The organism is Romboutsia sp. Marseille-P6047 (genome assembly GCF_900604535.1).
In the GTDB taxonomy this organism is placed as follows: Bacteria; Bacillota; Clostridia; order Peptostreptococcales; family Peptostreptococcaceae; genus Romboutsia_E.
In genome coordinates this window covers 202,520-226,447 of sequence record NZ_UWOT01000002.1, presented here as the reverse complement: position 1 = coordinate 226,447, position 23,928 = coordinate 202,520, and the positions used below count along the sequence as shown (strand labels likewise).

The 23,928-nt window shown below is 25.9% G+C and carries 27 protein-coding genes; 6 read left to right on the top strand and 21 right to left on the bottom strand.

Annotated elements, in window-relative coordinates:
• Window positions 1–62 precede the first annotated feature (62 nt).
• From EIH23_RS02995 to EIH23_RS16185, 7 genes are all read right to left on the bottom strand, one after another.
• The gene (locus tag EIH23_RS02995) at window positions 63–1,448 is read right to left on the bottom strand and encodes a PTS ascorbate transporter subunit IIC (protein ID WP_122638736.1); all 1,386 of its coding nucleotides are present in this window, start codon (window positions 1,446–1,448) and stop codon (window positions 63–65) included.
• Window positions 1,449–1,468: 20 nt separating this feature from the next.
• On the bottom strand, window positions 1,469–1,750 hold the full coding sequence (locus EIH23_RS02990) for a PTS sugar transporter subunit IIB (protein WP_122638735.1): 282 nt from the start codon (window positions 1,748–1,750) through the stop codon (window positions 1,469–1,471).
• A 17-nt stretch (window positions 1,751–1,767) separates the two neighbouring features.
• The gene (locus tag EIH23_RS02985; RefSeq protein ID WP_122638734.1) at window positions 1,768–2,226 is read right to left on the bottom strand and encodes a PTS sugar transporter subunit IIA; all 459 of its coding nucleotides are present in this window, start codon (window positions 2,224–2,226) and stop codon (window positions 1,768–1,770) included.
• A gap of 15 nt (window positions 2,227–2,241) precedes the next feature.
• Window positions 2,242–2,952: a transaldolase gene (locus EIH23_RS02980; protein ID WP_122638733.1), complete on the bottom strand. Its 711-nt coding sequence runs from the start codon at window positions 2,950–2,952 to the stop codon at window positions 2,242–2,244.
• Between the two features lie 256 nt (window positions 2,953–3,208).
• Window positions 3,209–4,618, bottom strand: a complete 1,410-nt coding sequence (gene nhaC, locus EIH23_RS02975; protein WP_122638732.1) for a Na+/H+ antiporter NhaC — start codon at window positions 4,616–4,618, stop codon at window positions 3,209–3,211.
• 12 nt (window positions 4,619–4,630) lie between these two features.
• Entirely contained in the window at window positions 4,631–5,182 is a 552-nt protein-coding gene (locus EIH23_RS02970) for a hypothetical protein (protein ID WP_122638731.1), read from the bottom strand.
• Window positions 5,183–5,478: 296 nt separating this feature from the next.
• Window positions 5,479–5,646 (bottom strand): hypothetical protein, encoded by a 168-nt coding sequence (locus tag EIH23_RS16185; protein WP_164488967.1) that lies wholly within the window; start codon window positions 5,644–5,646, stop codon window positions 5,479–5,481.
• 188 nt (window positions 5,647–5,834) lie between these two features.
• Here EIH23_RS16185 and EIH23_RS02965 point away from each other — a divergent pair, with 188 nt between their 5' ends.
• From EIH23_RS02965 to EIH23_RS02955, 3 genes are all read left to right on the top strand, one after another.
• Window positions 5,835–6,266, top strand: coding sequence for an RrF2 family transcriptional regulator (locus EIH23_RS02965; protein ID WP_122638730.1), 432 nt, complete (start codon window positions 5,835–5,837; stop codon window positions 6,264–6,266).
• A gap of 29 nt (window positions 6,267–6,295) precedes the next feature.
• Window positions 6,296–7,168: a nitroreductase family protein gene (locus tag EIH23_RS02960; RefSeq protein ID WP_122638729.1), complete on the top strand. Its 873-nt coding sequence runs from the start codon at window positions 6,296–6,298 to the stop codon at window positions 7,166–7,168.
• 112 nt (window positions 7,169–7,280) lie between these two features.
• Window positions 7,281–8,282, top strand: coding sequence for an NADP-dependent oxidoreductase (locus EIH23_RS02955; protein WP_122638728.1), 1,002 nt, complete (start codon window positions 7,281–7,283; stop codon window positions 8,280–8,282).
• 606 nt (window positions 8,283–8,888) lie between these two features.
• Here the strand turns inward: EIH23_RS02955 and EIH23_RS16180 are convergent.
• From EIH23_RS16180 to EIH23_RS02945, 3 genes are all read right to left on the bottom strand, one after another.
• Entirely contained in the window at window positions 8,889–9,059 is a 171-nt protein-coding gene (locus EIH23_RS16180; RefSeq protein WP_164488966.1) for a hypothetical protein, read from the bottom strand.
• A gap of 118 nt (window positions 9,060–9,177) precedes the next feature.
• Window positions 9,178–9,489 (bottom strand): hypothetical protein, encoded by a 312-nt coding sequence (locus EIH23_RS02950; protein ID WP_147515870.1) that lies wholly within the window; start codon window positions 9,487–9,489, stop codon window positions 9,178–9,180.
• 66 nt (window positions 9,490–9,555) lie between these two features.
• Window positions 9,556–11,940 carry a PAS domain-containing sensor histidine kinase gene (locus EIH23_RS02945; RefSeq protein ID WP_122638726.1) on the bottom strand — a complete coding sequence of 795 codons (2,385 nt, stop codon included), beginning with the start codon at window positions 11,938–11,940 and terminating at the stop codon, window positions 9,556–9,558.
• Between the two features lie 236 nt (window positions 11,941–12,176).
• Between EIH23_RS02945 and EIH23_RS02940 the strand changes: the two genes are divergently transcribed.
• From EIH23_RS02940 to EIH23_RS02930, 3 genes are all read left to right on the top strand, one after another.
• Window positions 12,177–12,461 (top strand): GntR family transcriptional regulator, encoded by a 285-nt coding sequence (locus tag EIH23_RS02940; protein WP_306666830.1) that lies wholly within the window; start codon window positions 12,177–12,179, stop codon window positions 12,459–12,461.
• A 152-nt stretch (window positions 12,462–12,613) separates the two neighbouring features.
• Window positions 12,614–13,306 (top strand): DUF1648 domain-containing protein, encoded by a 693-nt coding sequence (locus EIH23_RS02935; protein WP_122638725.1) that lies wholly within the window; start codon window positions 12,614–12,616, stop codon window positions 13,304–13,306.
• 69 nt (window positions 13,307–13,375) lie between these two features.
• Window positions 13,376–13,657: a DUF5808 domain-containing protein gene (locus tag EIH23_RS02930; RefSeq protein ID WP_122638724.1), complete on the top strand. Its 282-nt coding sequence runs from the start codon at window positions 13,376–13,378 to the stop codon at window positions 13,655–13,657.
• A gap of 149 nt (window positions 13,658–13,806) precedes the next feature.
• On the opposite strand, the gene EIH23_RS02925 is transcribed toward EIH23_RS02930, so the two are convergent.
• The 11 genes from EIH23_RS02925 to EIH23_RS02880 all read right to left on the bottom strand — a co-directional run bounded on the left by EIH23_RS02925 (window position 13,807) and on the right by EIH23_RS02880 (window position 23,620).
• A complete protein-coding gene (locus EIH23_RS02925; RefSeq protein WP_122638723.1) occupies window positions 13,807–16,134 on the bottom strand; it encodes a bifunctional diguanylate cyclase/phosphodiesterase in 2,328 nt (775 codons plus the stop codon).
• Between the two features lie 261 nt (window positions 16,135–16,395).
• Entirely contained in the window at window positions 16,396–16,689 is a 294-nt protein-coding gene (locus EIH23_RS02920; RefSeq protein WP_122638722.1) for a hypothetical protein, read from the bottom strand.
• Between the two features lie 31 nt (window positions 16,690–16,720).
• Window positions 16,721–16,930 carry a hypothetical protein gene (locus EIH23_RS02915; protein WP_122638721.1) on the bottom strand — a complete coding sequence of 70 codons (210 nt, stop codon included), beginning with the start codon at window positions 16,928–16,930 and terminating at the stop codon, window positions 16,721–16,723.
• A gap of 5 nt (window positions 16,931–16,935) precedes the next feature.
• Complete coding sequence (locus EIH23_RS17155; protein ID WP_122638880.1) at window positions 16,936–17,028, bottom strand: hypothetical protein; 93 nt, start codon at window positions 17,026–17,028, stop codon at window positions 16,936–16,938.
• 235 nt (window positions 17,029–17,263) lie between these two features.
• Window positions 17,264–18,463 carry a sensor histidine kinase gene (locus EIH23_RS02905; protein ID WP_122638720.1) on the bottom strand — a complete coding sequence of 400 codons (1,200 nt, stop codon included), beginning with the start codon at window positions 18,461–18,463 and terminating at the stop codon, window positions 17,264–17,266.
• A complete protein-coding gene (locus EIH23_RS02900; protein WP_164488965.1) occupies window positions 18,423–18,992 on the bottom strand; it encodes a PAS domain S-box protein in 570 nt (189 codons plus the stop codon). Before EIH23_RS02900 ends, EIH23_RS02905 begins: the two co-directional genes overlap by 41 nt.
• Window positions 18,993–19,149: 157 nt before the next feature.
• Complete coding sequence (gene gpmA / locus EIH23_RS02895; protein ID WP_122638718.1) at window positions 19,150–19,881, bottom strand: 2,3-diphosphoglycerate-dependent phosphoglycerate mutase; 732 nt, start codon at window positions 19,879–19,881, stop codon at window positions 19,150–19,152.
• A gap of 182 nt (window positions 19,882–20,063) precedes the next feature.
• Window positions 20,064–20,831: a radical SAM protein gene (locus EIH23_RS02890; RefSeq protein ID WP_334294983.1), complete on the bottom strand. Its 768-nt coding sequence runs from the start codon at window positions 20,829–20,831 to the stop codon at window positions 20,064–20,066.
• 35 nt (window positions 20,832–20,866) lie between these two features.
• Window positions 20,867–21,049 carry a hypothetical protein gene (locus tag EIH23_RS16820; protein WP_330566165.1) on the bottom strand — a complete coding sequence of 61 codons (183 nt, stop codon included), beginning with the start codon at window positions 21,047–21,049 and terminating at the stop codon, window positions 20,867–20,869.
• A complete protein-coding gene (gene amrA / locus EIH23_RS02885; protein WP_122638717.1) occupies window positions 21,050–22,459 on the bottom strand; it encodes an AmmeMemoRadiSam system protein A in 1,410 nt (469 codons plus the stop codon).
• A gap of 633 nt (window positions 22,460–23,092) precedes the next feature.
• Window positions 23,093–23,620, bottom strand: a complete 528-nt coding sequence (locus EIH23_RS02880; RefSeq protein WP_122638716.1) for a hypothetical protein — start codon at window positions 23,618–23,620, stop codon at window positions 23,093–23,095.
• Between the last annotated feature and the right edge of the window lie 308 nt (window positions 23,621–23,928).

Below are 23,928 nucleotides of genomic sequence, written 5' to 3'. Positions count from 1 at the left end.
TCTCTCCCCAAAGCACTTAATGCAAGGCTATAAAGCCTTGCTATTAAGTATTATATATTTAACTATATGTTTTCACTTTCTTCATCTTCATAGTAATTATTTATTACATTAGTTTTAGTTTTCATAAAGTTAGGAACTATAACACATGCAACTAATACTACTAATAATCCAAGTACTCCTATAGACCCTAGATATTCATATAATTTTCCTATTAATATACCTATTACACCAAAGTCAAAGTCTCCAAATGTTGTATTTTGGAATCCTAAGTTTCCTAGCACTGGAAGTAATAATGCTGGTATAAATGTTATTAATAATCCATTTATAAATGATCCTACTATTGCACCCTTTTTACCACCAGTTGAGTTACCATATATACCTGCTGTTGCACCACAGAAGAAGTGTGGTACTAGTCCTGGTATTATTAAAACTCCACCTACAGCACCTAATATTAACATTCCTATTATACCGCCTATAAAACTTGAAACAAATCCTATAACAACTGCTGTTTGTGCATAAGTAAAGAATACTGCACAGTCTACTGCTGGTATTGCATTTGGTATTACCTTCATTGCGATTCCTTGGAATGCTGGAAGTAAATCTCCTAATATCATTCTAACACCAGAATATACTATTGTAACTCCAACTGCAAACTTCATTGCACTCATTAATGCAAATAACACTAAGTTTGTTCCATCGGATATTTCTGCTACAAATTCTGGACCAGCTGCAATAGCTGCTATTAAGTAAAATACCATCATTGTAAGTGCTGTTGATATAGTTGTATCTCTTAAGAAACTCCATTTTTCTGGTATTTCTATATGCTCAGTACTATCTTCTGGTTTACCTACTTTAGAACCTATCCATGCAGATATATAGTAAGCTAAACTACCAAAGTGACCCATTGCTATATCATCACCATCAGTAACTTTAAGAGTATATTTTTGACCTATAGCTGGAAGTATAGCACTTATTACTCCTAAGAATATACCTCCTACAGCTATTAATACAGCTCCATTAAATCCTGCTGTTTGTAAAACTGCTGATAATAAACATGCCATAAATAAACTATGATGACCTGTTAAGAATATATACTTAAACTTTGTAAATCTTGCTACTATTAAGTTTACTAAAAGTCCTACTATTAATATGGACATTGTTTCTACACCTAATATAGTTTGTGCCAAAGAAGTTATAGCTTCATTATTTGGTATAATTCCGTTTATATGAAATCCTGCTTGTATCATTTCACCTAGTGGATTTAAGTTTGCTGTGATAAAATCAGCCCCTGCACCCAGCATTAAATATCCTAGTATAGGCTTTAATGTTCCTGACATAATCTTATGACCTGGTCTTTTTAATGCTACTAATCCTACAAATGACATTAGACCCATAAGTAAAGCTGGTTGACTTAAAAAGTCATTGAAAAATCCTAATATGCTACTCATTTAATCACCCCTTATTATTTTTATTTTAATGCTGATGATCTATTTTTTAACTCTTCTAATATGTCCTCTTTTATCTTTTTCTTATTTGTATAGCTTCTTACAATTAAAGTTTTACTTTGATCTAAGTTTGGAGCTAATTCTTTTACTGTTACAAATAAATCACAAGTTTTTCCTGGTGCAGAGTTTGCATCACAAGATTCTACATCTGCTGATATTCCTTCTGCATCACATAATTCTTGTATCTTCATTGCTAACATTAAACTACTTCCTATTCCATTTCCACATACTGTTATTATCTTCATTATAATTCCTCCCAAATTTATATACTTTCTGCGTATACTTTTTTTATTAATGAAATTAATTCACTTTTCTCTTTACAATCTTTAGCTTTTTCTATTAAATCTTCATCGTCCATAATATTACTTAGATCTGATAGTAGCTCTAGATGAGATTTACTATCTACTGATGATAAACCTATAACCATTCTTACTGGATCAAAATCTTCATTCCCAAATTCAACTGGCTCTTTTAATGTTATTATTGATAATGAAGTTTCTTTAGCTCCATGCTCTGGTCTAGCATGAGGCATTGCAATCCCTTTAGCCATTACTATGTATGGCCCCATATTTGTTACTGTATCTATCATTGAATCAATATATCTTTTCTCTATCTTATCGTTAAGTAATAATAATTTTCCAACTTCTTTAATGGCATCTTGCCATGAGCTTACATCTACATTTACATCTACATTTTCTTCATTTAATAAATTATCAATCATTTTACTACCCCTATTTTAAAGTATTGAAAATCCTAAGCTGTTAGCATCTTTGAAGAAGTCTTGAACTGTTTCTACAGAATATTTAGTTAAATCTTTTCCTACATTATCTAGTTTATCTAATATACTATTTTGAACAGTAATTATATGGCACCCTGAGTTTTCTGCTTGGAATATATTGTATAACTCCCTACAACTAGCCCATAATATCTCAACATTTTTGTATTCCTTTGCTAACTCAACTGATTCTTTTACTAAGTCCATTGGATCAACACCAGTATCAGCTACTCTTCCAGCAAATATTGAAATTATTGCATGACTATCTTTTTCTAAATTTTCTAATATATCTTTAACTTGATTAATTGTAAATACTGCTGTTATATTTAATTTTACATTTTCTTTTGCTAATACATTTATTGCATTTTTATTAAATTCACCTTTTGTATTTACTACTGGAACTTTTACATATATATTATCAGCCCAAGTAGCTATTTCTCTAGCTTCCTTTATCATTAATTCTTCATCATCTGCAAATACTTCAAATGATATTGGCATATCTGTTATTTTAGATACAACCTCTTTTCCAAAACTTTTATAGTCTTTTACTCCTGCTTTTTTCATTAAAGAAGGGTTTGTTGTAAATCCTTTCACTAAACCTTTATCATATTCTTTTAACATTGAATTTACATCTGCTCCATCTGCATATATTTTTACTTTTAAGTTTTTCATCTTTTTCTCCCCCTTATAGTTTTTATATTATTATAATAACTTAAGTTAACGTTTTCCAAAAGTTCAACTTATTTCCCTTTTAATCGGAAGATATTACTTTATATTTTTATAATTAAAAACATACATATAAATTAAATAAAAAAGAGAAGTATAAAGTAACAAAATATCACTCCATACTTCTCTATTTTATAAAGTCACTTAATAAATTCCTCATCATTTTCCTCTAATTTACTCATCGATTTGTTTACCATACATATTAATCTTTATTTTTAATCTTAGCAATGGAGAATCCAGTAAATCCAAATATTATAGCAAAAACAAAACTAGAATAACAAAGAACTGCAAATGGAAGATATTCAAGAGTTGGAACACCAAGAGTTGTGGACATGTAAATACCTGCAATTGACCAAGGAACAAGTGGAACTACACAAGTACCAGAGTCCTCCAATGTTCTAGATAAATTCTTAGCATGGAGTCCCCACTTTTTATATAAATCCTTAAACATTTCTCCTGGAATTAATATAGCTAAATAAGAACTACCTGTAAATATAGACATAAGTATTGTTGCTATTACTGTAGATAAAATAAGTTTACCAACAGATTTAACCTTAGAAACTATCATAGATAAAATAACTTCCATACATCCAACCTTACTAACAATACCTGCAAATGAAAAAGCACACAATATAAGTAATACAGTTGACATCATACCCACCATTCCACCACGATTTAAAAGTGTTGCAATTTCAGGTACAATAGAAGATGTATCAACTCCTCTAGTTTGAAGCATATCTACACTAAATCCTTTTACTAATGCATCTAACGCTGTATTTATACTAAATCCTTGAACAAATATAGCAAGAAGTACTGCTACTACTGAAGATAGTAATAACATAGGTATTATAGGCTTTTTAGTATATGCACCAACAAATACTATTATTGGTGGTATTATTAATAACCAACTAAATTTAAATATAGAACTAAGCCCTGTAAGCATAAGTGTTACTTTTTCATTATCTGATAATAGACTATGAGGTGTGTTAAATCCTATTATTGTAAAAACGATTAAGCTTAGTATTGTTGCTGCTCCTGTAGTATACATCATATGTTTTATATGATCATATAAATTACATCCTACTGCAATTGGTGCTAGTATTGTTGTATCTGAAAATGGAGATAGCTTATCACCAAATACAGCGCCTGATATAACAGCTCCTGCTGCATAAGGTAATGGAACACCTTGAGCATATGCAATACCCATTATTGCTACACCAGCTGTACCTGCTGAACCAAATGAAGTGCCTGTAAATACTGATATTATTGCAGTTACTATAAATGCAGTTACTAACAAAAATCTTGGATTAATTAACTTAATTCCATAATATATCATCATTGGTATTACACCAGATACTATCCAAGTACCTATAAGTGCACCTACACATATCATTACAAATATTGATATCATAGAACTAGATACTTTTTCTGTTATTCCACTCATCATAGTATCCCAATCAAGTCCAACTCTTTTTCCTACTAAAAATGCTATAAATGCTGCTAATAATAATAAAACTTGTATCGGTAATTTATAGTATCCATATCCTACACCTAATAATACAAACATTGCTACTATGGGTATAATAGCTTCAGTTTTTGTAGGTTTTCTCATACTTACACCACCTTATTTTTTTACTCTAGTAATTGTCATAGCACATCCATTTCCTTCTCCATCTGCTACTGTTGTTGGAAACTCTATCTCTACATTAGAGAAAGGATGGCAAATTGCATAGTCACATTGACCTAACATATCTCTACAAAACATTTTTATTTCTTCTTTACTTAGTCCAAGTTCTGTTAAAGCTTTTACATGAGGACATTGGTTAAACATTTTTACAGCTTTTTCATCTGTAAATTCTAGTATTTCTTGGTCAAATACCATTACTCCACCTTTTGATGTTTGACCCATTATAGCTTCTTTTGGACCTATGTTTTCATAACCGTATTTTTCTAATATTTTTTGTCCTTGATATAAACCAAAGTCCCATGATCCTTCTCTTATAATTTTATTTGCATCTATGTCTGGGTATAATTCTTTGATTTTTTTCCATATAAAGTATACTTGTCTTGTTCTGTCCATATATGCTGATAGTATTGCTTGATAAAATTCTTCATTTGTTGGAGATTCGTTTAATTTTAGTGAATCTAAGAATTCATTGGCTTCTTTTTTACTCATGTGTAACCTCCTTATTATTTTTTCTGTTATAATTATACTTTTTGTAATACTTTTTTATGATTTGTATGGTAGTACATCTTTTTTATTTTGGCTATGTTACACCTCTTAGTGATAAATGTGGCATAAAAACAACCACACCTTAGACTTTTCAATACATTGAATTATAAGATATGGTTACATATATAACTTACTATAAATTGTTCGTAATATATTAATATTGTTTATTAAATATCTTCTACAAATTATTAATCTTTATTTATCATATTCTCTATCTAAATAAAATCATTAGATTAACATTAATAACAAACTTTACAAGCTACATAACCTTTCTTTTTAGCAGCAGTTTCAGTCATTTTTATGGCACATTTCATACCATGATCAGTAGCAGTTTTATGGTATTTGTTAGAAGAAGAAGTTCCTCCATTTGCATATTTTGTTTTGTTACAGGATATTAATTTGTACAAACTCCTAAATATATCATTACAGTAATACATAAAAAAATCAGGCTCTATCACTAATTAACTATAATCCAATAATCTTTAAAATTTATTTTATTGCAAATAAAATAATAATATGATATTATCATATCACTTAAGTTGTAATATCAATCATTACAAGTTAGTTAATTTTTATTATAACAGGAGGATAAGTTTTGAAAATCAATACAAAATGTTCTTTAGCGATACACATTCTAATATCAATAGCAATGTTCTCAGATAAAGTTAAGGTAACAAGCGAAATAATTGCAAATAGTACAGGAACTAATCCTGTTATTATTCGTAACATATTTGGATCACTAAAAAAAGCAGGAATTATTAAGGTTCGCCGAGGTTCTGCAGGTGCAGAATTGGCGATGAGTCCATCAGAAATTACGATTTTTGATGTATATAATGCAGTTGATCCAACTTCACTAGAAAATTTAATTGGAATACACAAAAATCCATCTCCTGAATGTCCAGTTGGTTGTAAGATACATGATGTTTTAGAAGAGCCTTATAATGCTGTACGCGAAGGAATAAAAGATATTATGTCAAAATATACTTTAGCAGATTTAGTGCTTAAGTATGATTATCAAGGAAATTAATTAAAATACTAATTGTGTGGAGGTAAAAAATGAAAATAAATATTCCAGTACAAGAAACTATAAAAAAACGTAATAGTGTAAGATCATATGAAGAAAGAAAGCTTTCTACACAAGATAAAGAAAAACTTATGGCATATGCTGATAGTTTAACAAATCCATTTGGAGTGAAAGTAAATTTTCATATTATAGATAAAGATTTAGATGCTAAAGGCAAAAAATTAGGAACTTATGGAGTTATTAAAGGAGCTACTACTTTCCTAGGAGTATCAGTAGAAAATACTGAACTAGGTCTTGAAGCAGCAGGATATGAGTTTGAAAACCTAATTTTATATGCAACTAATATGGGACTTGGAACAGTATGGTTAGCAGCAACTTTTAGTCGTGATAACTTTATGTCTGCTATGGATATTAAAGAAAGTGATTTATTCCCAGCTATTTCCCCTGTAGGATATCCAGCTTCAAAAAGAAGCTTAAGAGAATCAGTTATGCGTAAGACTATGAAGTCAGATCAGAGAAAACCATGGAAAGATATTTTCTTTAAGGATAACTTTTTAACTCCTTTAACTGAGCAAGATGCTAATGAATATGCTGCTTCTTTGGAAATGCTTCGTTTAGCTCCTTCAGCTACTAATGCACAACCATGGAGAGTTCTAAAAAAAGGAGAAGTTTATCATTTTTATGAAACTCATAAAGCTAATGCAAAACCAGAAGAAAAACTTATAAAGAAAGTTGATGTTGGTATAGGTTTAAGTCATTTCCATCAAACAACATTAGAAAATGGTTTGTCTGGAAAGTTTGAAAAATTATCACAAGATAATATTGAGGTTCCTGAAAATACAAATTATATAATATCTTGGATTCCGAAGAAAACTAATAAAAAAATAGTATCACAAGAAATCTGAAAAGGTATGTTAGCTAAACTCTAAAAATTATACATACAATGAAGAATAGAGAACAAGTAATTACAGGAAGAATAAATCTAATATATTGATTTAATATAGAAAGAGGAAATATATGAAAGCTGTACAAATTAATAAATATTCAAAAGATATAAATGTAACGATTAATGATATCCCTATTCCTAAAATTAGTGATAATGAAGTTTTAGTAAGAGTTAAAGCAGCTGCTGTTAATCCATTAGAAATTTTAATTCTTACGGGAAGTGTAAAATTAATTCAAGACTATAATATGCCACTAACATTAGGAAATGAATTATCTGGAATAATAGAGGAAGTCGGCAAAAATGTTACTAAATTCAAAAAAGGAGATAAAATATACTCTCGCCTTCCGATAGATAAAATAGGAGCATTTGCTGAATATGTAGCAGTTAATACTGATGCCATTAGTCATATGCCCAAAAATCTTGATTTTAAAGAGGCAGTTGCTGTCCCATTAACAGGTTTAACTGCCTATCAAGGATTACATGAAGAGTTAGAAGCAAAAGCAGGACAAACTGTATTTATTCCAGGTGGATCTGGAAGCTTTGGACAAATGGCTATTCCCATAGCTAAATCAATGGGACTTAGTGTTATTGTTTCTGGTAATGCAAGAGCTCGTGAACAAATGATGAAGTTGGGGGTTGATAGTTATTTAGATTATACTAAGGAGAATTATTGGGAAGTTATCCATGAAGTTGATTTTGTAATAGATACTCTTGGTCCTAAGGAGTTTAAAAGGGAACTGTCTATTCTAAAAAAAGGTGGTCGATTATTAAGTTTGCGTACAGGTCCAAACAAAAATTTTGCTGAAAAAAATGGATTTCCATTTTTGAAGAGAAAATTATTCTCACTTGCGGGTGCAAAATATGATAAATTAGCTAGAGAAGAAGAAAAGGAATATCGTTTTATTTTTGTACGTGCTGACGGAGAACAATTAAAAGAAATTACGCGAATTGTTGAAGAGAATAACATTGTACCTTCAATAGATTCACGTATATTTACTATTGAAGAAGCGGGCGAAGCATTAAAATTAGTTGCTAATGGACATACTAATGGTAAAGTAATTATTAAATTGTAGGCTATGTTTTAATATAGTGCTTATATTATAAATAATTTTAATATAATACGAAGTTAGTTATATTTGTTGGACTTTAATTTGTAATATATAACAATTGCGTATTTATTTTTTATTATATAATTGTTAACATTGATTTAAATCAGATCATTATTTTTTTATAACTAAATTAAACTTAATTAGTTTAAAATTTTGCATTGTTGACCATATTTATTAGTAAAGGTTATATTGTTATAATCCTTCTTAATATTATAATCACTAGGCAGTCAGCCTAAGTGTAATAGGTATAATTTTAACTAGCGTAGGTTTCTTTAAATAGTGCTTGGCATTAAGTGTTAAGCACTATTTTTATGAGTGTTTTATAAATTAACAATATGTTATAATTAGTGTATGATTTTACATAGGTATGAATAAAAATGTATTCATTTGAACAATAGAAAAAGCTTAATAAAATAATTTTATTAAGCTTCTTTAACTATAAAATTCTAATTAACTCTTTTGTATTTCTGCCATCTGTTAGGTAGCAAATCAAACAATGGAAAAGTTATAGTTATTATTAATACTTGCACAATAGTTTGTTCTAAGAAATCATTTAAAATAATAACATAATTAAATATAAATATATTCAACATAAGTATAGTAAAATGTATATTCCCTATATATATTTGCTTCAGATCTATAATCTGCATTACAATGTGTACACTTTAAATGTCCATTGAAAAGAAACTTTAATCTATCTATAAATGTAAACTTATTGTTACATTGAGTACAAGTTTTCATAATATTATCCCCTTTTTATTAATAATTTCTATTTTATTATACCATAACTTTAAAATTATTAAATATACACTAAAAAAGATGTAGTAAACAAAATTTTACTACACCTTTTCTTAGTTTATTAAATACCCATCATCCTTCCTATAGTTAATATTAAATTCTCAATTTCCATTAATATTACTGGTGAATACTCAATGACCCATACAGGTATCTTATATATCATTGATATACCAACTATTATTGAAAGTAAAATGTTCTTAAGACCTTTATTACCTTCTATCACGTCTATTATTTCTTCTACTTTATCTTCTTCTGTATTTTTCTTAATACCTATTACCGGTGTGATATGATATATAAAATGTTCATTTGGCATCCTATACTCACTAATATTACTTTTATCAAAACTCACTGTTTTTCTAAGTATTTTTACCACACCCTTTCTTTATATGTTACATCTATATTCTATTTCTAATTGTTAAATTACTCCTTCTTTTTTATACTACAAACTATATATATCTGAGAACTCTATGTGACATTTTTCTATCTGAAAATCTTTACTATCATAATTATATTCATATTCTTTTTTATTATCTAATAACTTAATAGGTATATTAAAAACAAATTCAGTTCCATTTCCAATAGAACTATATGCTTGTATTTTTCCACCATGCATCTCAACTATTGCCTTTACTAAAGATAAACCTATACCACTACCTTCACATCTTCGTGTTAAAAGATTGTTTGCCTGTCTAAATCTATCAAATATAATATCTAGCTTATCTGATGGAATACCTCCACCACTATCTTTTACTGATACAATTATGTTATCATCATCAGTAGTTATATTAACTTCTATACTTCCATCTTCAGGTGTATGCTTAATAGCATTAGATAAAAGATTTAACATTACTCTCTCTATCTTATCAGGATCACAGGAGGTTATTACTTCTTCAGTATCTGTATCAAATATCAGATTTATATCTTTATGTTCTATATAGTCAGCTACTGATAGGGTTATATCTTCTATTATATTTATTATATTATGATTTGAAGGCTTTAAATTATAATATCCAATATCTACTTTACTTATATCTATAAGGTTGTTTACTAATCGTAAAAGCCTATATGAGTTTTGCTTTATTGTATCTGAATGCCTATTTAAGTTTTCTATTCCTATGTTATTATTTTCTATATTTTTTTTAATCAATTGTATTGTTCCTAAAATTATATTTATAGGTGTTCTAAATTCATGTGATATATTAGCAAAGAATTCATTTTTAATTCTTTCTAAATGAATTTTCTCTTCTAACTTTCTCTTTTGAATTTCCATATCCTTTTGTTCTGTAATATCTTTTGCAGTTCCTATAATTATACTTTTTTTCTCATCATATCTGAAGTTCCAATCTAGCCATATGTATCTACCATCTTTATGTATATATCTATTAGTTAAAGTAGCTGTTGTATCTTTCATATTCTTAAATGATCTATAGTTATTTACATCATCTGGATGTACAAAATTTACATATGATTTATTAATTAAGTCTTCTTTATCCCATCCTAGTAGCTTAGTCCAATTTTCATTTACTTTTAGAAATTTTCCATTCTTATCAAAGGTAGAAACCAAATCTGCTGCTATATCTAGATAATTTTCTAATTCTAGTTCTACTAATTTTCTTTTTTCATTTTCATTTTTGATTTCTTCTGAAAGTCTACAATTTTTAATGACCATAGCTATTCCATTACACATAGATCTCATGATATCATCTCTATTGTATGTTGGTATATAATCATATTTATAAGATATATTTAATATTCCTATAAATTCATCATATAGCTGAATTTTATATGAGCCTATATATTTAACAGATTTAAAATAATCTTCATTTAAATCATATTTAATTGAATATTCATCTACTAACTTTAATCCATCATATTCACCATATATCATATTTTTATATTCTTCATCATTTCTTATAGGTATTTTATCAATACCCTTAAGTCCCTCTAGTGCACCTGCAAGCTTAATGTATGGTATAAGCGATTTTTCATCCTTATCATATAATAGTATGGAAAGTCCATCTGCGTTAGTTGCACTTACTATTTTTTCTCCTATATGTTTTAATAAATTATACATATCTATATTATTAAGATTATTTATATCTAAATTATTTATTTGAGTATAACTCTTGTAAACTTCATCCTCTAATATTTTTTCTATTGTTATATCTCTAATTGTAGATGTCATATATTTAAAATCTCCATTTTCATCATATATAGGAGACTTATATACATAATACCAAACTTCTTCACCATCAATTGTTATTTTTTGATTATAGTGCCTATCCTGTTTTAGTCTAAGTACTTCTTTGTCACTCTCTTGATGAATTTTATATAAATCTTTTGGAAGATAATCTTGCATTGATAATCCAAGCATATCTTCTTGATTTACTAGTGAGATTTTTGAAAGTGATTTATTTACATATAAATACCTTGAATCTTTATCCTTTATATAGATCATCATTCCTGAATTATCAAGTAAATTTTCTAAATCTTCAATTGTATAATATTTATGTCTTATATCTTTAGAAATAATAAAAATTTCCTTATTCTTTTTAAAATAATCAACACTTATATCACTATAAACTTTTATTATTTCTTTAGACTTTGAATAAAGGCTTAAATCAATAGTTGTATCCTTTGAGTATTCTAATATATTTATTATTTCATTATATTTTGTTACTAAAATATCTTGTATATTAAAATTGTATAATTCTTCTTCCTCATATTTTAATTTTTTTAATAATTTATCATTTGCAAAAATTATACTTCCATCATATTTGATTACTAGTACATAGCTATCAAATTTATTAAATATCGATTTCATCTATAATTAATATCCCCCTTACAAATCCAAAACTATTAATTCTCTATAGTTTCATATTTTATATATTTTATCATTTTCACTACAATTTTACAATTTTTGCTATTTATTTTGATATTCTATGTCATACTTTATATTATCTATTTTATTATGATAATTATCAATTTACTTGCAATCCCTCATTATATTGTTATATTGTATATATAACAAATATATTATGTAATATAAGAGGTGATAAAATGATACTAAACTTAGATTTTAACAGTGATATTCCTATATATACACAAATTAAAGAACAAATTATAAAATCTATTGCAACTGGTGATTTAAAACTGAACGAATCATTACCGTCTGTTAGAAATATGGCCGAAGAAATAGGAGTTAATCTTCATACTGTAAATAAATCCTATAACTTGCTTAAAGATGAGGGATATATAAATATCGATAGAAGAAAAGGCGCTATAGTAAATACTCTTCCTTTAGAAAAAAAGATGACAATGTTGAAAAAATCAAATCTACATTAGAACTATTAACTGCCGAGAGTTATCTTTTAGGTAGGTCTAAGGAAGAATTTATAGACTATTGTAATAAATTATTTGATAGTTATGGGGTGAAAGATTATAAATAGTACTTTAGCAGTTTTGATAAATATTCCAATGTTATTGTTGTGTATGTAATGATGTACTTTACTCAAGCGTTAAGTGGAAAAAGACAGTTTTATAGTGTTAGTTTAAATAGTGATTATTTTACAAAAGAAGAATTTAAAAGTTTAGATAAAAAATTTAAATTACTTCTTACTATAGGATTTATTGCATTTATAATAATTACATTAATTAGTATTTATATATTTAAAGCTTATTTAGCTTCTTCTATTATTCCAATATTAGGATTTTGTATATATCAATTTATTATATTTGTATATATCCATAATAAAGTAAAAACTAAAAAAAAAGATTTATCGTTAGAAATAAACGATTTAGAGCTACAAAGAACTAAAATTATACTAGATACAGATTTTATTAATGAAAAAAATAGAATTATAAAAAAATACTCAATTCTATTTTTAGCTCCACTTATAGTTAATATACTAGTATCAATATATTTATCTACTCAATATAATTCACTACCTGACATTATACCTACTCACTGGGGATTTAGTGGTCAGCCAGATGCATTTTCACAAAAATCATTTTTCAGTGTATTTGGAATTGTGCTTATGAGTATAGGAATTGGAATAATAATATATACTAGTTCTGTAAACTCTTTAAAAAGTAGAGCTAAGTTAAGTTATGTTAATATTAATGAAAGTAAAAAAGCTCATTTAAATTATTTAAGTAAAATTGCCTTTACTTTCTTTATATTAAACTGATCATGTCAGATTTTATTTATTAATATATTAATTGCTACAGCTAATGCTAGTGGTGTGAATACTTATATAATGTGGACTACTACAATATTATTAGTTGTATCTTCTATTTACCAAACATACTTGTATTATAAATCACCAAGTAAGTATAAAACTGCGGTTTATTCTGTAGATGATGATGATAATTGGATATTTGGAAGTATATATAATAACCCTAATGATCCATCTTTATTTGTTCAGAAAAGATTTGGTATAGGTTGGACTGTTAATATAGGTAGTGTTAAAGGAAAAATAGTGTTCTTTTCTCCTTTTATAATAACAATAGTTATACTATTTATAACATTTAATATGTAATTATATATTAATCATCATAAACTATTACCTTCTTATTTGTATCAATAACAGTATAGACTAACTTTTCTCCCCTTATTTATTGTATCTATGTCTTTAAAAAATCCCCCTATAAAAAACTAATTTTATAGGGGGGATTTTCATATTAAATACTAATAATCTATATTCTCTAAAAGTTTAGAAAACTCTTCATTTCCTAATGGTCTTGATAAATAATATCCTTGAAATAAGTCACATTTTATTTCTTTTAGTTTTTTAAATTGACTTTCAGTTTCTACTCCTTCAATAATTACCTTCATATTTAATATATTTGAGATCTTTTTTATATGATTAATAATCTCAAAATCATTTTGAGAAGCATTATCCAAAAGCACCTTATCTATCTTTAAAATATCTAATGAATACTTGGTTAAGTAATTAAATGATGCATAGCCAGTTCCAAAATCATCCAACGCTATCTTAATCCCCTTCATTCTAAAAGATTCTATATTTTTAAAAACAGTATCATTATTCTCCAATATAACAGATTCTGTAATTTCAAAGCAAAGTTTGTTATAGCTTACATTATATTTTTCTATAATTTTCTTTACATTTTTATCAAAATTAATTTCCATCAATTGAATAGGCGATACATTGATACTAATTTCTATATTCCAATTATTATTCTTGATATATCTGCAAACCTCTTCAATCACCCAGTATCCTATTTTTATGATATCCCTAGTCTCTTCTGCATAGTTAATAAATTTATCTGGTCGTATAAAACCTAGTTTTTTACTGTTCCATCTTAATAAAGCCTCAGCCTTTTTTACTTTTTTATATTCATCATAGATTGGTTGAAACTCTAATATAAGTTCATTTCTTTCACATACATATGTTAATTCATTTTTAATGGTTTCAATATACAGCATATCCATGTAAGTATCATCATTAAAAAATAATATTTGGTGATTAATATTATCTTTTTTATTTTTATACATCATAAAATCACTTTTATTAATTAATTCATCAACATCCAAACCATCTCTAGGATAAACTGCTACACCTGTTGAAAAGTCAATAAATGTTTTAACATCTTTATTAATCTCTATAGGCTTTTTAAATTTTGATAAAATCTCACTTTTATAGTAATGCATAAATTCTAAATCATCTTTGAAGTCTTTGTATACAATTACAAATTCATCCCCAGAATATCTAGTAATAATGCCTTTATCATTCAAAGCATTCTTCATAATATTACTAAACTTAACTAATAATTGATCTCCAACTAAATGTCCATACACATCATTTATTATCTTAAATTTATTTAAATCAATAAAAACTAATGCAAACTTAGTTTTACTATCTATTAATTCATTGCAAATTATTTTTAATTGTTTTCTATTAGGTAAATTAGTCAATTCATCATAATAAATAAGAGATTGAACTTTTTTATCAAAGCTCTTACCTAAAGAATCTGAAATTATCTCTAATTGCTTAAATTCATCTTTATTTTCAAATGAAATCTTACCTTCATCTAAATAATTTAATATATATCTTAACTTTTCAATTGATTTTAATGCAGGCTTAAATGCTAATCGTATTGCTACTACTAATGCTATTGATATAAATATACCTATTGCAAATAAAATAATCGTTGTTGATTCAATAACCAATTTCATATATGGATTATTTTTAATAGAAAACTTATTAAAAGAAAATAATAAATAATTTCCATTACCTAGGTAATCTTTATTATTACTAATATAATAATTATTATGGTTATTTATGTATTTATTATCTTTTATTTCTCCATCTTCTGAGTAAAGTATTTCATTATTCTTCAAAATATATGTATTTAAGTCTCCTGAGTAAAAAGATGTATTTGAATATTTTAGTAAATCTTTTACAAATATATCCAAAACGGCTGCCCCTAAAAGTTCATTATCATCAGAATAAATGAATGATATAATTGCTATAGTTTCTAAATTTGTACTATAATCCTTATGCATATCAGTTATAATTGTTTTACTATTACTATTTAGAAGTCCTTTATTAAACCACGGTCTTTCAGTAAAGTCAAAATTTTCATATACTACACCATTAGAAAATAAATACTCTCCTGATAAACTAGCAATATTAATTGTTTTAACAAAACTTGATGACTTTAAAACTCCTTCAAATGCATTAATTTCAGTTAATATCAATTCAGATTCTTCTCTACTTAATTCTTCGAAGCTCCTGTTTTCATCTAAAATATTTATAATTTTATTATCATTAGCTATTTTTTCAGTACTAATTTTTAAGAGGTCAATTTCTTCGTCTATTCTACTAGAAATTTGATTATGGTAAACATTACAAGTAAGTTCAATACTTTTATCTAGAATAGAATCTACGAAGAAGCTATTTGCTAAGATGAATATTATCATAAATATACTAGCGATGATAATCAATTTAATATTTATTTTTTTTGCAAATAATATAATAATCGCCTCCTTCACATAATAAATTCCTAGTGATTGTATCTATAATTACTAAATAATTAACTAATCTGAACTATAAAATATATAATAATTTTATAGAAAAACCATCTTAAAACCCTTACAATACTCAAACAGGTTTTAATTATATTTAATTAATATGACATATAGAGTCTTATTCATTATAAAAAAGTATTTTTTTGGATAATTTTGTATTTTTTTGTAAAATCATTAATGCATATTAATATAATAAAAAAAGTCTCTATATAGAGACTTTTTAATTCATATAATCATTTTTATATCATTTTTATTATTTATATATTCAATTAAATCTTTATTGATTATTTTATCTATAATTTTAGATTGTGATATTTTATTTATCTTAATTAACATATAATCATCACTATAGCAATATAAAAACATTCCTTCTTTTCTTAAAATATATGATATTGGTAATGTTTCATATTTCTTTTCATCTACTATTATTTCAATAGCTTTACCAGCATCTAATGCTTGGTTAATTCTAATGCATACTTCATTAAATATGTCTATATCATTGTTTTCTAAATCAATCACAAAACATGATTTTAATTTGTCTAAATTATATTTAACTTTTTTTAGAATCTATCATTAACATTTTTTCTATAATAGAGACGTATTTACATTTTAATATTTTTTTCAGATATATAAATGACATTATTAAAGATTTATAATCATCTATAGTCATAAATCCTTTATGTATAGTATAATCTTTATCTAACTCTATACCACCATTACCACCTCTATACGTAACTATTGGTATACCTAAAATAGTCAATTTATCTATATCTCTTGTATGGTCTTCATTGATACATTAAAATGTTTAGAAAGCTCTTTAGTTGTAGATTTATTATTCTTTAATAAATAAAATAATATTTCTAATAATCTCTATAATTCCTCCAAAATGGTAAAAATTCCTATAAGTTTTGAATATGCAATAATAATAGTTTAAAGATCGAATAATGACTATTTTACTTATAATATTATAGTCTTAGTATGTATTTAGTAGATTAATTATAACATATATTTATATATAAGTAGATGTTATAAAAATATTCAGAAAACTACTTTTGTATTTTATTTCACCAAAATACTTAAAGTAGTTTTCTTTTTATATGTATATATCTGAAAGTTCAATATCGCACTTTTCTATAATATCATTTTTACCTATTTTTTGATTATATACATATTCTTCATCTATAGTATATATAGGTAAATAAAATGTTATCTGAGTAGCATTTTCTATACTATCTATATATATTTTACCACTATGCATTTCCACAAATTTTTTAACTAAAAATAATCCTATACCACTACCCTCATTCTTTCTAATAAATAAATCATCTATTTGAGTAAACTTTCCAAATATACGCTCTCTATCGCATTCGTCTATTGTTTGACCATAATTTTTGACAGATACAAATAATCTATTTAAGTCTAAATCCGTCTTTATTTTTATTTCTATATCAGTATTGCAATATGAAAATTTGATTGCATTTGATATTAAATTAAACATTATTCTTTCAATATTATCTGAGTCACAAGCTAATATTACATCTTCTTTATCTGTGTCAAAGACTATATTTAATCTTTTGTCATTGGCATATCTTACAGTTGACATAGTTATATTTTCTACTATGCTAATAATATTGTGATTTTCTAATCTTAAATCATATGAGTTATTACTTATCTTTGCTGTATCTACAATATTGTTAACTAACCTCAACAATCTATATGCGTTTTGCTTTAATATTTTTAAATATTCTGTCATTTTTGTTTTACTAATATTAGAATTTGTACTGTTAATATATGAATTTACTAACTGTACAATAGAAAGTATTATATTAACTGGTGTTCTAAATTCGTGAGATACAATATTCGCAAAGAAATCTGATTTTATAGATTCTAATTCAATTATAGACTCTAATTCATCTTTTTTCTGATTTATGCACGATATTTGATCTTTATTTTCTATTTGTTTTATTATAATACTTATTTTAGTTAAAATTTCTTCCAAATAAGAATCATCCTTACATGTATTATATATTTCTTCTTCATAAGATATACATACTAGTCCAAATAGCTTATTAGCTAATTTCATACTTTTAATTTTTAAATTATCTTTTATATTATCTTTTTGCAACTTAGATATACTTTCATGTATTTCAAAGTATCTATTTTCATAAACTTCATTAGAGCATAGTTTATTTTCTATTTCTTCATTTATATGTATTTGTGATCCTTCTTTAAATTTACTTTCTTCTTTATTTTCACTTAAATATAAGTTGAAATTTTTTTTTATCTTCATCATATAAAAAAATTTCTATATTTTTACATTTTATAAATTTCTTTAAGCTTACTAATGTAGAATGTAAAATATTTTTAGAATCATCTTCAATTTTACTTTCATCTAAATAACTTAAAAGGTTGCTTTCTAATTCCAATTGTATTTTTTTATCTAAACTTATCTCTTCTGCTATACCACCTATAAGATTTTTCTTGGTAGTATTTTGGTTTACTATAAATTTGTGTACTTTATGATATATATCCTGTCCATCTATATTGCTCTGTTCTTCATTGTATATATCATGGTTCTTATCTATTAAAACTCTATCTGTTTCAGCACACTGTTTTGCTATATTATAATCTCTAATATCATAGTCAGACTTGCCTATTATGTCTTCTTTAGATAATCCAACCTTCTCTATTCCTAATTTATTAATGTATACATACTTTCCATCTTCATCTTTTAACCATATTTGATAAGGTAGTTTATCTAGTATTTCTTCTAAGTCTTCTATAGTATAATGTTTAACTGATTTATTAAGTTCTTTATTCACTGTATCCCCCCCTATGATTTATGTTATAGATTTATAATAATATAAAGTAATGTACTTAGCAAGAACAGTTAAATCAACATTATGTTATTTATTTAATCACCTTATCAAATAAAGTATTTCCCCTTAATACTAAAATAGTTTTAAGGGGATTTTTTTATTATATAGACTTAGCAGTTTCTTTTTCTTCAACTTCCCCTTCTGATGATAAATAATAATGTCTTATTGGTTTTAAGTCATCATCTAACTCGTATACTAAAGGTATTCCTGTTGGTATATTCATATTCTCAATATCATCATCTTCTATATTATCTAGATATTTTACTAAAGCTCTTAAAGTATTGCCATGCGCAGATATTATAATCTTTTTATTATATTTTAAACTAGATACTATTTCATCATACCACTCTTCTATTACTCTTTTTTCTGTATCTTTTAAGCTTTCTGTAAATGGTATTTTATCTTTTGGCAAATGTTTATATTTAGTATCATTTCCTGAGTATCTATTATCATCTATTGTTAATGATGGTGGTGCAATATTTACAGACCTTCTCCATTGCTTAACTTTCTCTTTTCCATATTTTTTTGCTATTTCATCTTTATTTAAACCTTGCAAAGCTCCGTAATGTCTTTCATTTAATTTCCAAGATTTATAGACTGGTATCCACATAAGATTCATCTCATCAAGTATTATCCATAGAGTTCTTATAGATCTTTTTAGAACTGATGTGTATGCCATATCAAATTCGTATCCGTACTCACTTAGAATTTTTCCAGCCTTTCTAGCTTCTATTAATCCATTTTCTGATAGGTCTACATCAGTCCATCCTGTAAATTTATTTTCTAAGTTCCATAAGCTTTGACCATGCCTTATTAATACAATTTTTCTCATTAAATTGACTCCTTTCATAGTAGCTTTATTATGAGGTTATAAATGAACTATATTCTCTAATGACTATATTTATCATATTAATAAGGCTGTTTATTGTTACTTTTTCTATTTTAAAATTTTTACGAGTTCAATTAGCCTACTTTATCAACCACATAATATAATAGATTTAAAATTATAAATCATTAAAATACTATATTTATATATTCTTTGCAACTAGGGCACTTATGTCCATGAATATGTACTTGAGTCAAGTAAACATCTCTGTTAACTAAATTATATCCACAATTAGGACAATAAGTATTATTATCTACACCTGCAATATTCCCTACATAAACATAATTTAAATAATTCTTAGCCACTTCCTTTGCTTTCATTATATTTTCAACCATAGTTGGTGGGTTTTTCATTTCATATCTTGGAAAATATCTACTTAAATGAAGAGGAATATTTTTATCTATACTCGATATAAATTTTGCAATATACTCTATTTCTTCTACTGAATCATTTTCATCACTTACCATTAAGGTAGTTATCTCAACATGAGTTGATTTACTTGCTATTTTTATAGTTTCTAATACCGGCTGTATATCTGCTTTACAAATTTTATTATAATATCTATCTGTAAATCCTTTTAAGTCTATATTCATTGCATCTATATATGGAAGTATTTTTTCTAAAGGTTCTTTATTTACATATCCGTTAGTGACTAAAACAACGCTAATATGTTTATCATATTCTTTTATTCTCTTAACCACATCATATATATATTCATACCACATAAAAGGTTCATTATAAGTAAATGCTATCCCTACATTATCAGGTATATTTACAATTAAATTTATTAATTCATCTATGTCTGTAAATTTTGATTGTGGCTTATTTTGTGATATTTCATAATTTTGACAAAAGCTACATTTCATATTACAACCAAAAGTCCCTACAGATAAAATCTCACTTCCTGGTTTAAAATGATAAAGTGGTTTTTCTATATTGGATCTACATTAAATGAAGTTACTTCTCCATAATTTATAACAATAGGTATATTATTTTTTACAGTTCTAAGAGCACATACTCCAAACTTATTTTCACTTAATAAGCAATTATGAGGACAAAGCTCACATTTTACATAACCTTCCTGTGATTTATAGAATCTTAGTTTTTCATCCATTTAATCACCTTCTTTATATCTAGTAACTTGAAATCTTTCTATTTCATAATCTCCATTAGAATCTATTCCTGCTTTATCACAAGCAATTTGAATCTGTTCTTCTATTGTATCTACATCCTCTAAATCTGGAAGTAATAGTCCTCTTTTATATCCTTGACTAACTATTATTCCATATTTTTTAGGGTCTAAATCTTCTTTTGTTGTTTTATGTGGTCTTTCTAATACATCTACAGATATATCAATATCTATTAATTCATCTTCTTCTACCCTTGTGAATCTTGGATCCTGTGTAGCTGCTTGTACCGCATTAGTTATAATCTCTTCTGCTATAGAGTCTGTTGTTGGTAAAAAAGTACCTATACATCCTCTTAAGTTATTGAATTTTTTTAATGATACAAAAACTCCACCTTTTTCTTCACTTAATTCTTTTAGTAAGTTTGATGGTTTTGCCATAAGAGTTCCACTACTATAGTAATGATTTAAACTTTCTCTTGCTAACTTAACATAGGGGTTAGAGCTTAATATTTTTTTATTTAATTTTTCTCTTTTCATATTTATTAATGATTCTAAAATGCTATCATCTTTTAACTCATTATTAAAAGTCATAACTCCATATCCAACACCAAAGGGTCCTTCATAAGATAATAATTCTCCGTTTACTTTTTCTTTATCCATTGCTCCAAGCATAATAAATACAGATCTAAGTCCACATTCACCTGCACACTGGACTGCATATTTATCCATATTAAATACATTTAATACATTTCCACTTTGTAAATTTTCTAATAAAGCTTTGTCAAATTTAGATCCTTCTGGAGAGTATTCATATGGTCCTTCTTCACTTAATCTATGAGATAAATCACCACTAGCTATAAATACTATTTTTTTGTTTAAGTTCTTAGCACTTTCTTTTATTGCCATTCCAAATTTATATAATTCAATATCGCTAAGAGCTGCATATGTAATATGAACTATTTTATAGTCTTTATAATATTTATTTATAAAGTACATAGGAATCATTGCACCATGATCTAATTCATAATCTCTATTAAATCTTCTAAGAAGATTAGAATCTACACCTGCTGCTGATATATTTTCTCTTTCACAAATGTTAATTAATCCTTCATTAAATTCTTTATCTATTGTACCTTCAATTTGAGTATCAAAATCTCTAAATTGTCCAAAATCCCCTCTTATATATTCTTCATTTGATATTGCAATGGCATCTGAGAACATAGTTCCATGAGGAGTTATAATTACAACTGTTTCTGGTTTTAGATTTCCTATTTCTTTTCCTATTTTATTGCAAGCATCTATTGTATTTTGAATTGTTTTTTCTTGCCCTTTTCCAATTGTTGGGATTATTAGTGGTGGATGTGGCATTAAGTAGTATTTTAGTATATTTTCCATGATATACACCTCACTTATTTGTTTTATTAATATGTTTTATATTTCCCTAAATTATTATTCTATTTCCTTAGTTAAATAATATTTTTATGAATTTATTTGAATTAATTGTTGTTATAGTACCTGATTTTATAAAGGCTATAACTTTATGAGGTTATCAATGGATGATGGGTTTTGCAATAGTTCCAATACTTATGTATAATGGTAAACTTTGAGTTAATAATAAGTTTGTAAGATGGATGTTTTATTGGTTTTATCCTATACATCTAATTGTAATTGTATTATTATAAAGATTAATATGTAATTAAAATATTAATTTCTATACAAAAAGGCTATAAATAAAGATTTTAAATCAATATTTATAGCCTTTCATATGCTTGATGGATTTATTTAATTATTAATAATTAATAATTAAATTATGATATTTAAGTTTTAATTGTAAGTTTAAATTTTAATTGTAAGTTTAAATTTTAAATAACTTGATATTTGTAAATTGTAAAATCCTTGATATTTGTACTTAATATAATTCTTATTTCCTGTTTGAAAGCTATTAAAGCTAAAAATTGTATAACTTTTATCCATCAAAGCATATTTTATTATAAATATGAGGTTTTCACCTCATATTATAATAATCAACTAAAATTGTATAAATGTTTCATTATTAGCTTTGTTTATAGCAATTTCTAATTCTAAAACATCTTCATTTAGGTCTTTTACTAATTTCTCCATTTCTTTTCTATCAAAATTCAACTCAGTAATCTTGTAATATACAGAAGTTGCAGCAGCATCTACTTTTCTTTCTTTGTTAACTTTAACATTCTCAAGTAGATTTTCAAGTTGAAAAGCTAATTCTCTTTTTAGTTTCACCTTATTTAAGGCTCCTTGAATGCTTATTTTACTTTCTAATACTTCTATTTCAGTAGTATTATTTGCGTAAGCTATTGCTGTTTTTAGTGTTTCTATTTCTTTAGATAAAAGCATTAATTCATCTAACTCTGCTTTAAAATCAATTTTTTCATCACAATCAAATCTACTTCCATTAGATTCTAGTATATAAGTTATGCTAGCCTTCTTTTTGTTTAAAAGATTAGGTAATTTGTATCTATAATTTCTTTCCAATTCTGCTACTTTTAGCATGGCTTGATTTATTGTAAGATTTTGCATATTAAATATCCCTTTCAATTTAACTCTATATTGATATATCATTAATAAACTTTCTATTTTTATCTATATTTATCAGATACATCCACTATAACACATCTTATGAATATTTTTCTATAGCTACATAAAATGAATTTATAAATAAAATTATTTCTAGTTAAAATTGATATAAATAAAAAAAGAAATTCACTACTATTTAGTAAAGTTCTCCTTCTACTTTAATTATATCAGATATAAAATGAAAACTTAAGTCTACAATTTTTATGAAATATAAACTAAGATAATATGACTATATTAAAAATATAAGGAGA

Coding starts and splice junctions, on each gene's coding strand:
- EIH23_RS02995 (WP_122638736.1), bottom strand. CDS start 1,448: ATGAGTAGCATATTAGGATTTTTCAATGACTTTTTAAGTCAACCAGCT.
- EIH23_RS02990 (WP_122638735.1), bottom strand. CDS start 1,750: ATGAAGATAATAACAGTATGTGGAAATGGAATAGGAAGTAGTTTAATG.
- EIH23_RS02985 (WP_122638734.1), bottom strand. CDS start 2,226: ATGATTGATAATTTATTAAATGAAGAAAATGTAGATGTAAATGTAGAT.
- EIH23_RS02980 (WP_122638733.1), bottom strand. CDS start 2,952: ATGAAAAACTTAAAAGTAAAAATATATGCAGATGGAGCAGATGTAAAT.
- nhaC (WP_122638732.1), bottom strand. CDS start 4,618: ATGAGAAAACCTACAAAAACTGAAGCTATTATACCCATAGTAGCAATG.
- EIH23_RS02970 (WP_122638731.1), bottom strand. CDS start 5,182: ATGAGTAAAAAAGAAGCCAATGAATTCTTAGATTCACTAAAATTAAAC.
- EIH23_RS02960 (WP_122638729.1), top strand. CDS start 6,296: ATGAAAATAAATATTCCAGTACAAGAAACTATAAAAAAACGTAATAGT.
- EIH23_RS02955 (WP_122638728.1), top strand. CDS start 7,281: ATGAAAGCTGTACAAATTAATAAATATTCAAAAGATATAAATGTAACG.
- EIH23_RS16180 (WP_164488966.1), bottom strand. CDS start 9,059: ATGAAAACTTGTACTCAATGTAACAATAAGTTTACATTTATAGATAGA.
- EIH23_RS02945 (WP_122638726.1), bottom strand. CDS start 11,940: ATGAAATCGATATTTAATAAATTTGATAGCTATGTACTAGTAATCAAA.
- EIH23_RS02940 (WP_306666830.1), top strand. CDS start 12,177: ATGATACTAAACTTAGATTTTAACAGTGATATTCCTATATATACACAA.
- EIH23_RS02935 (WP_122638725.1), top strand. CDS start 12,614: ATGATGTACTTTACTCAAGCGTTAAGTGGAAAAAGACAGTTTTATAGT.
- EIH23_RS02930 (WP_122638724.1), top strand. CDS start 13,376: ATGTGGACTACTACAATATTATTAGTTGTATCTTCTATTTACCAAACA.
- EIH23_RS02905 (WP_122638720.1), bottom strand. CDS start 18,463: ATGATGAAGATAAAAAAAAATTTCAACTTATATTTAAGTGAAAATAAA.
- gpmA (WP_122638718.1), bottom strand. CDS start 19,881: ATGAGAAAAATTGTATTAATAAGGCATGGTCAAAGCTTATGGAACTTA.
- EIH23_RS16820 (WP_330566165.1), bottom strand. CDS start 21,049: ATGGATGAAAAACTAAGATTCTATAAATCACAGGAAGGTTATGTAAAA.
- amrA (WP_122638717.1), bottom strand. CDS start 22,459: ATGGAAAATATACTAAAATACTACTTAATGCCACATCCACCACTAATA.
- EIH23_RS02880 (WP_122638716.1), bottom strand. CDS start 23,620: ATGCAAAATCTTACAATAAATCAAGCCATGCTAAAAGTAGCAGAATTG.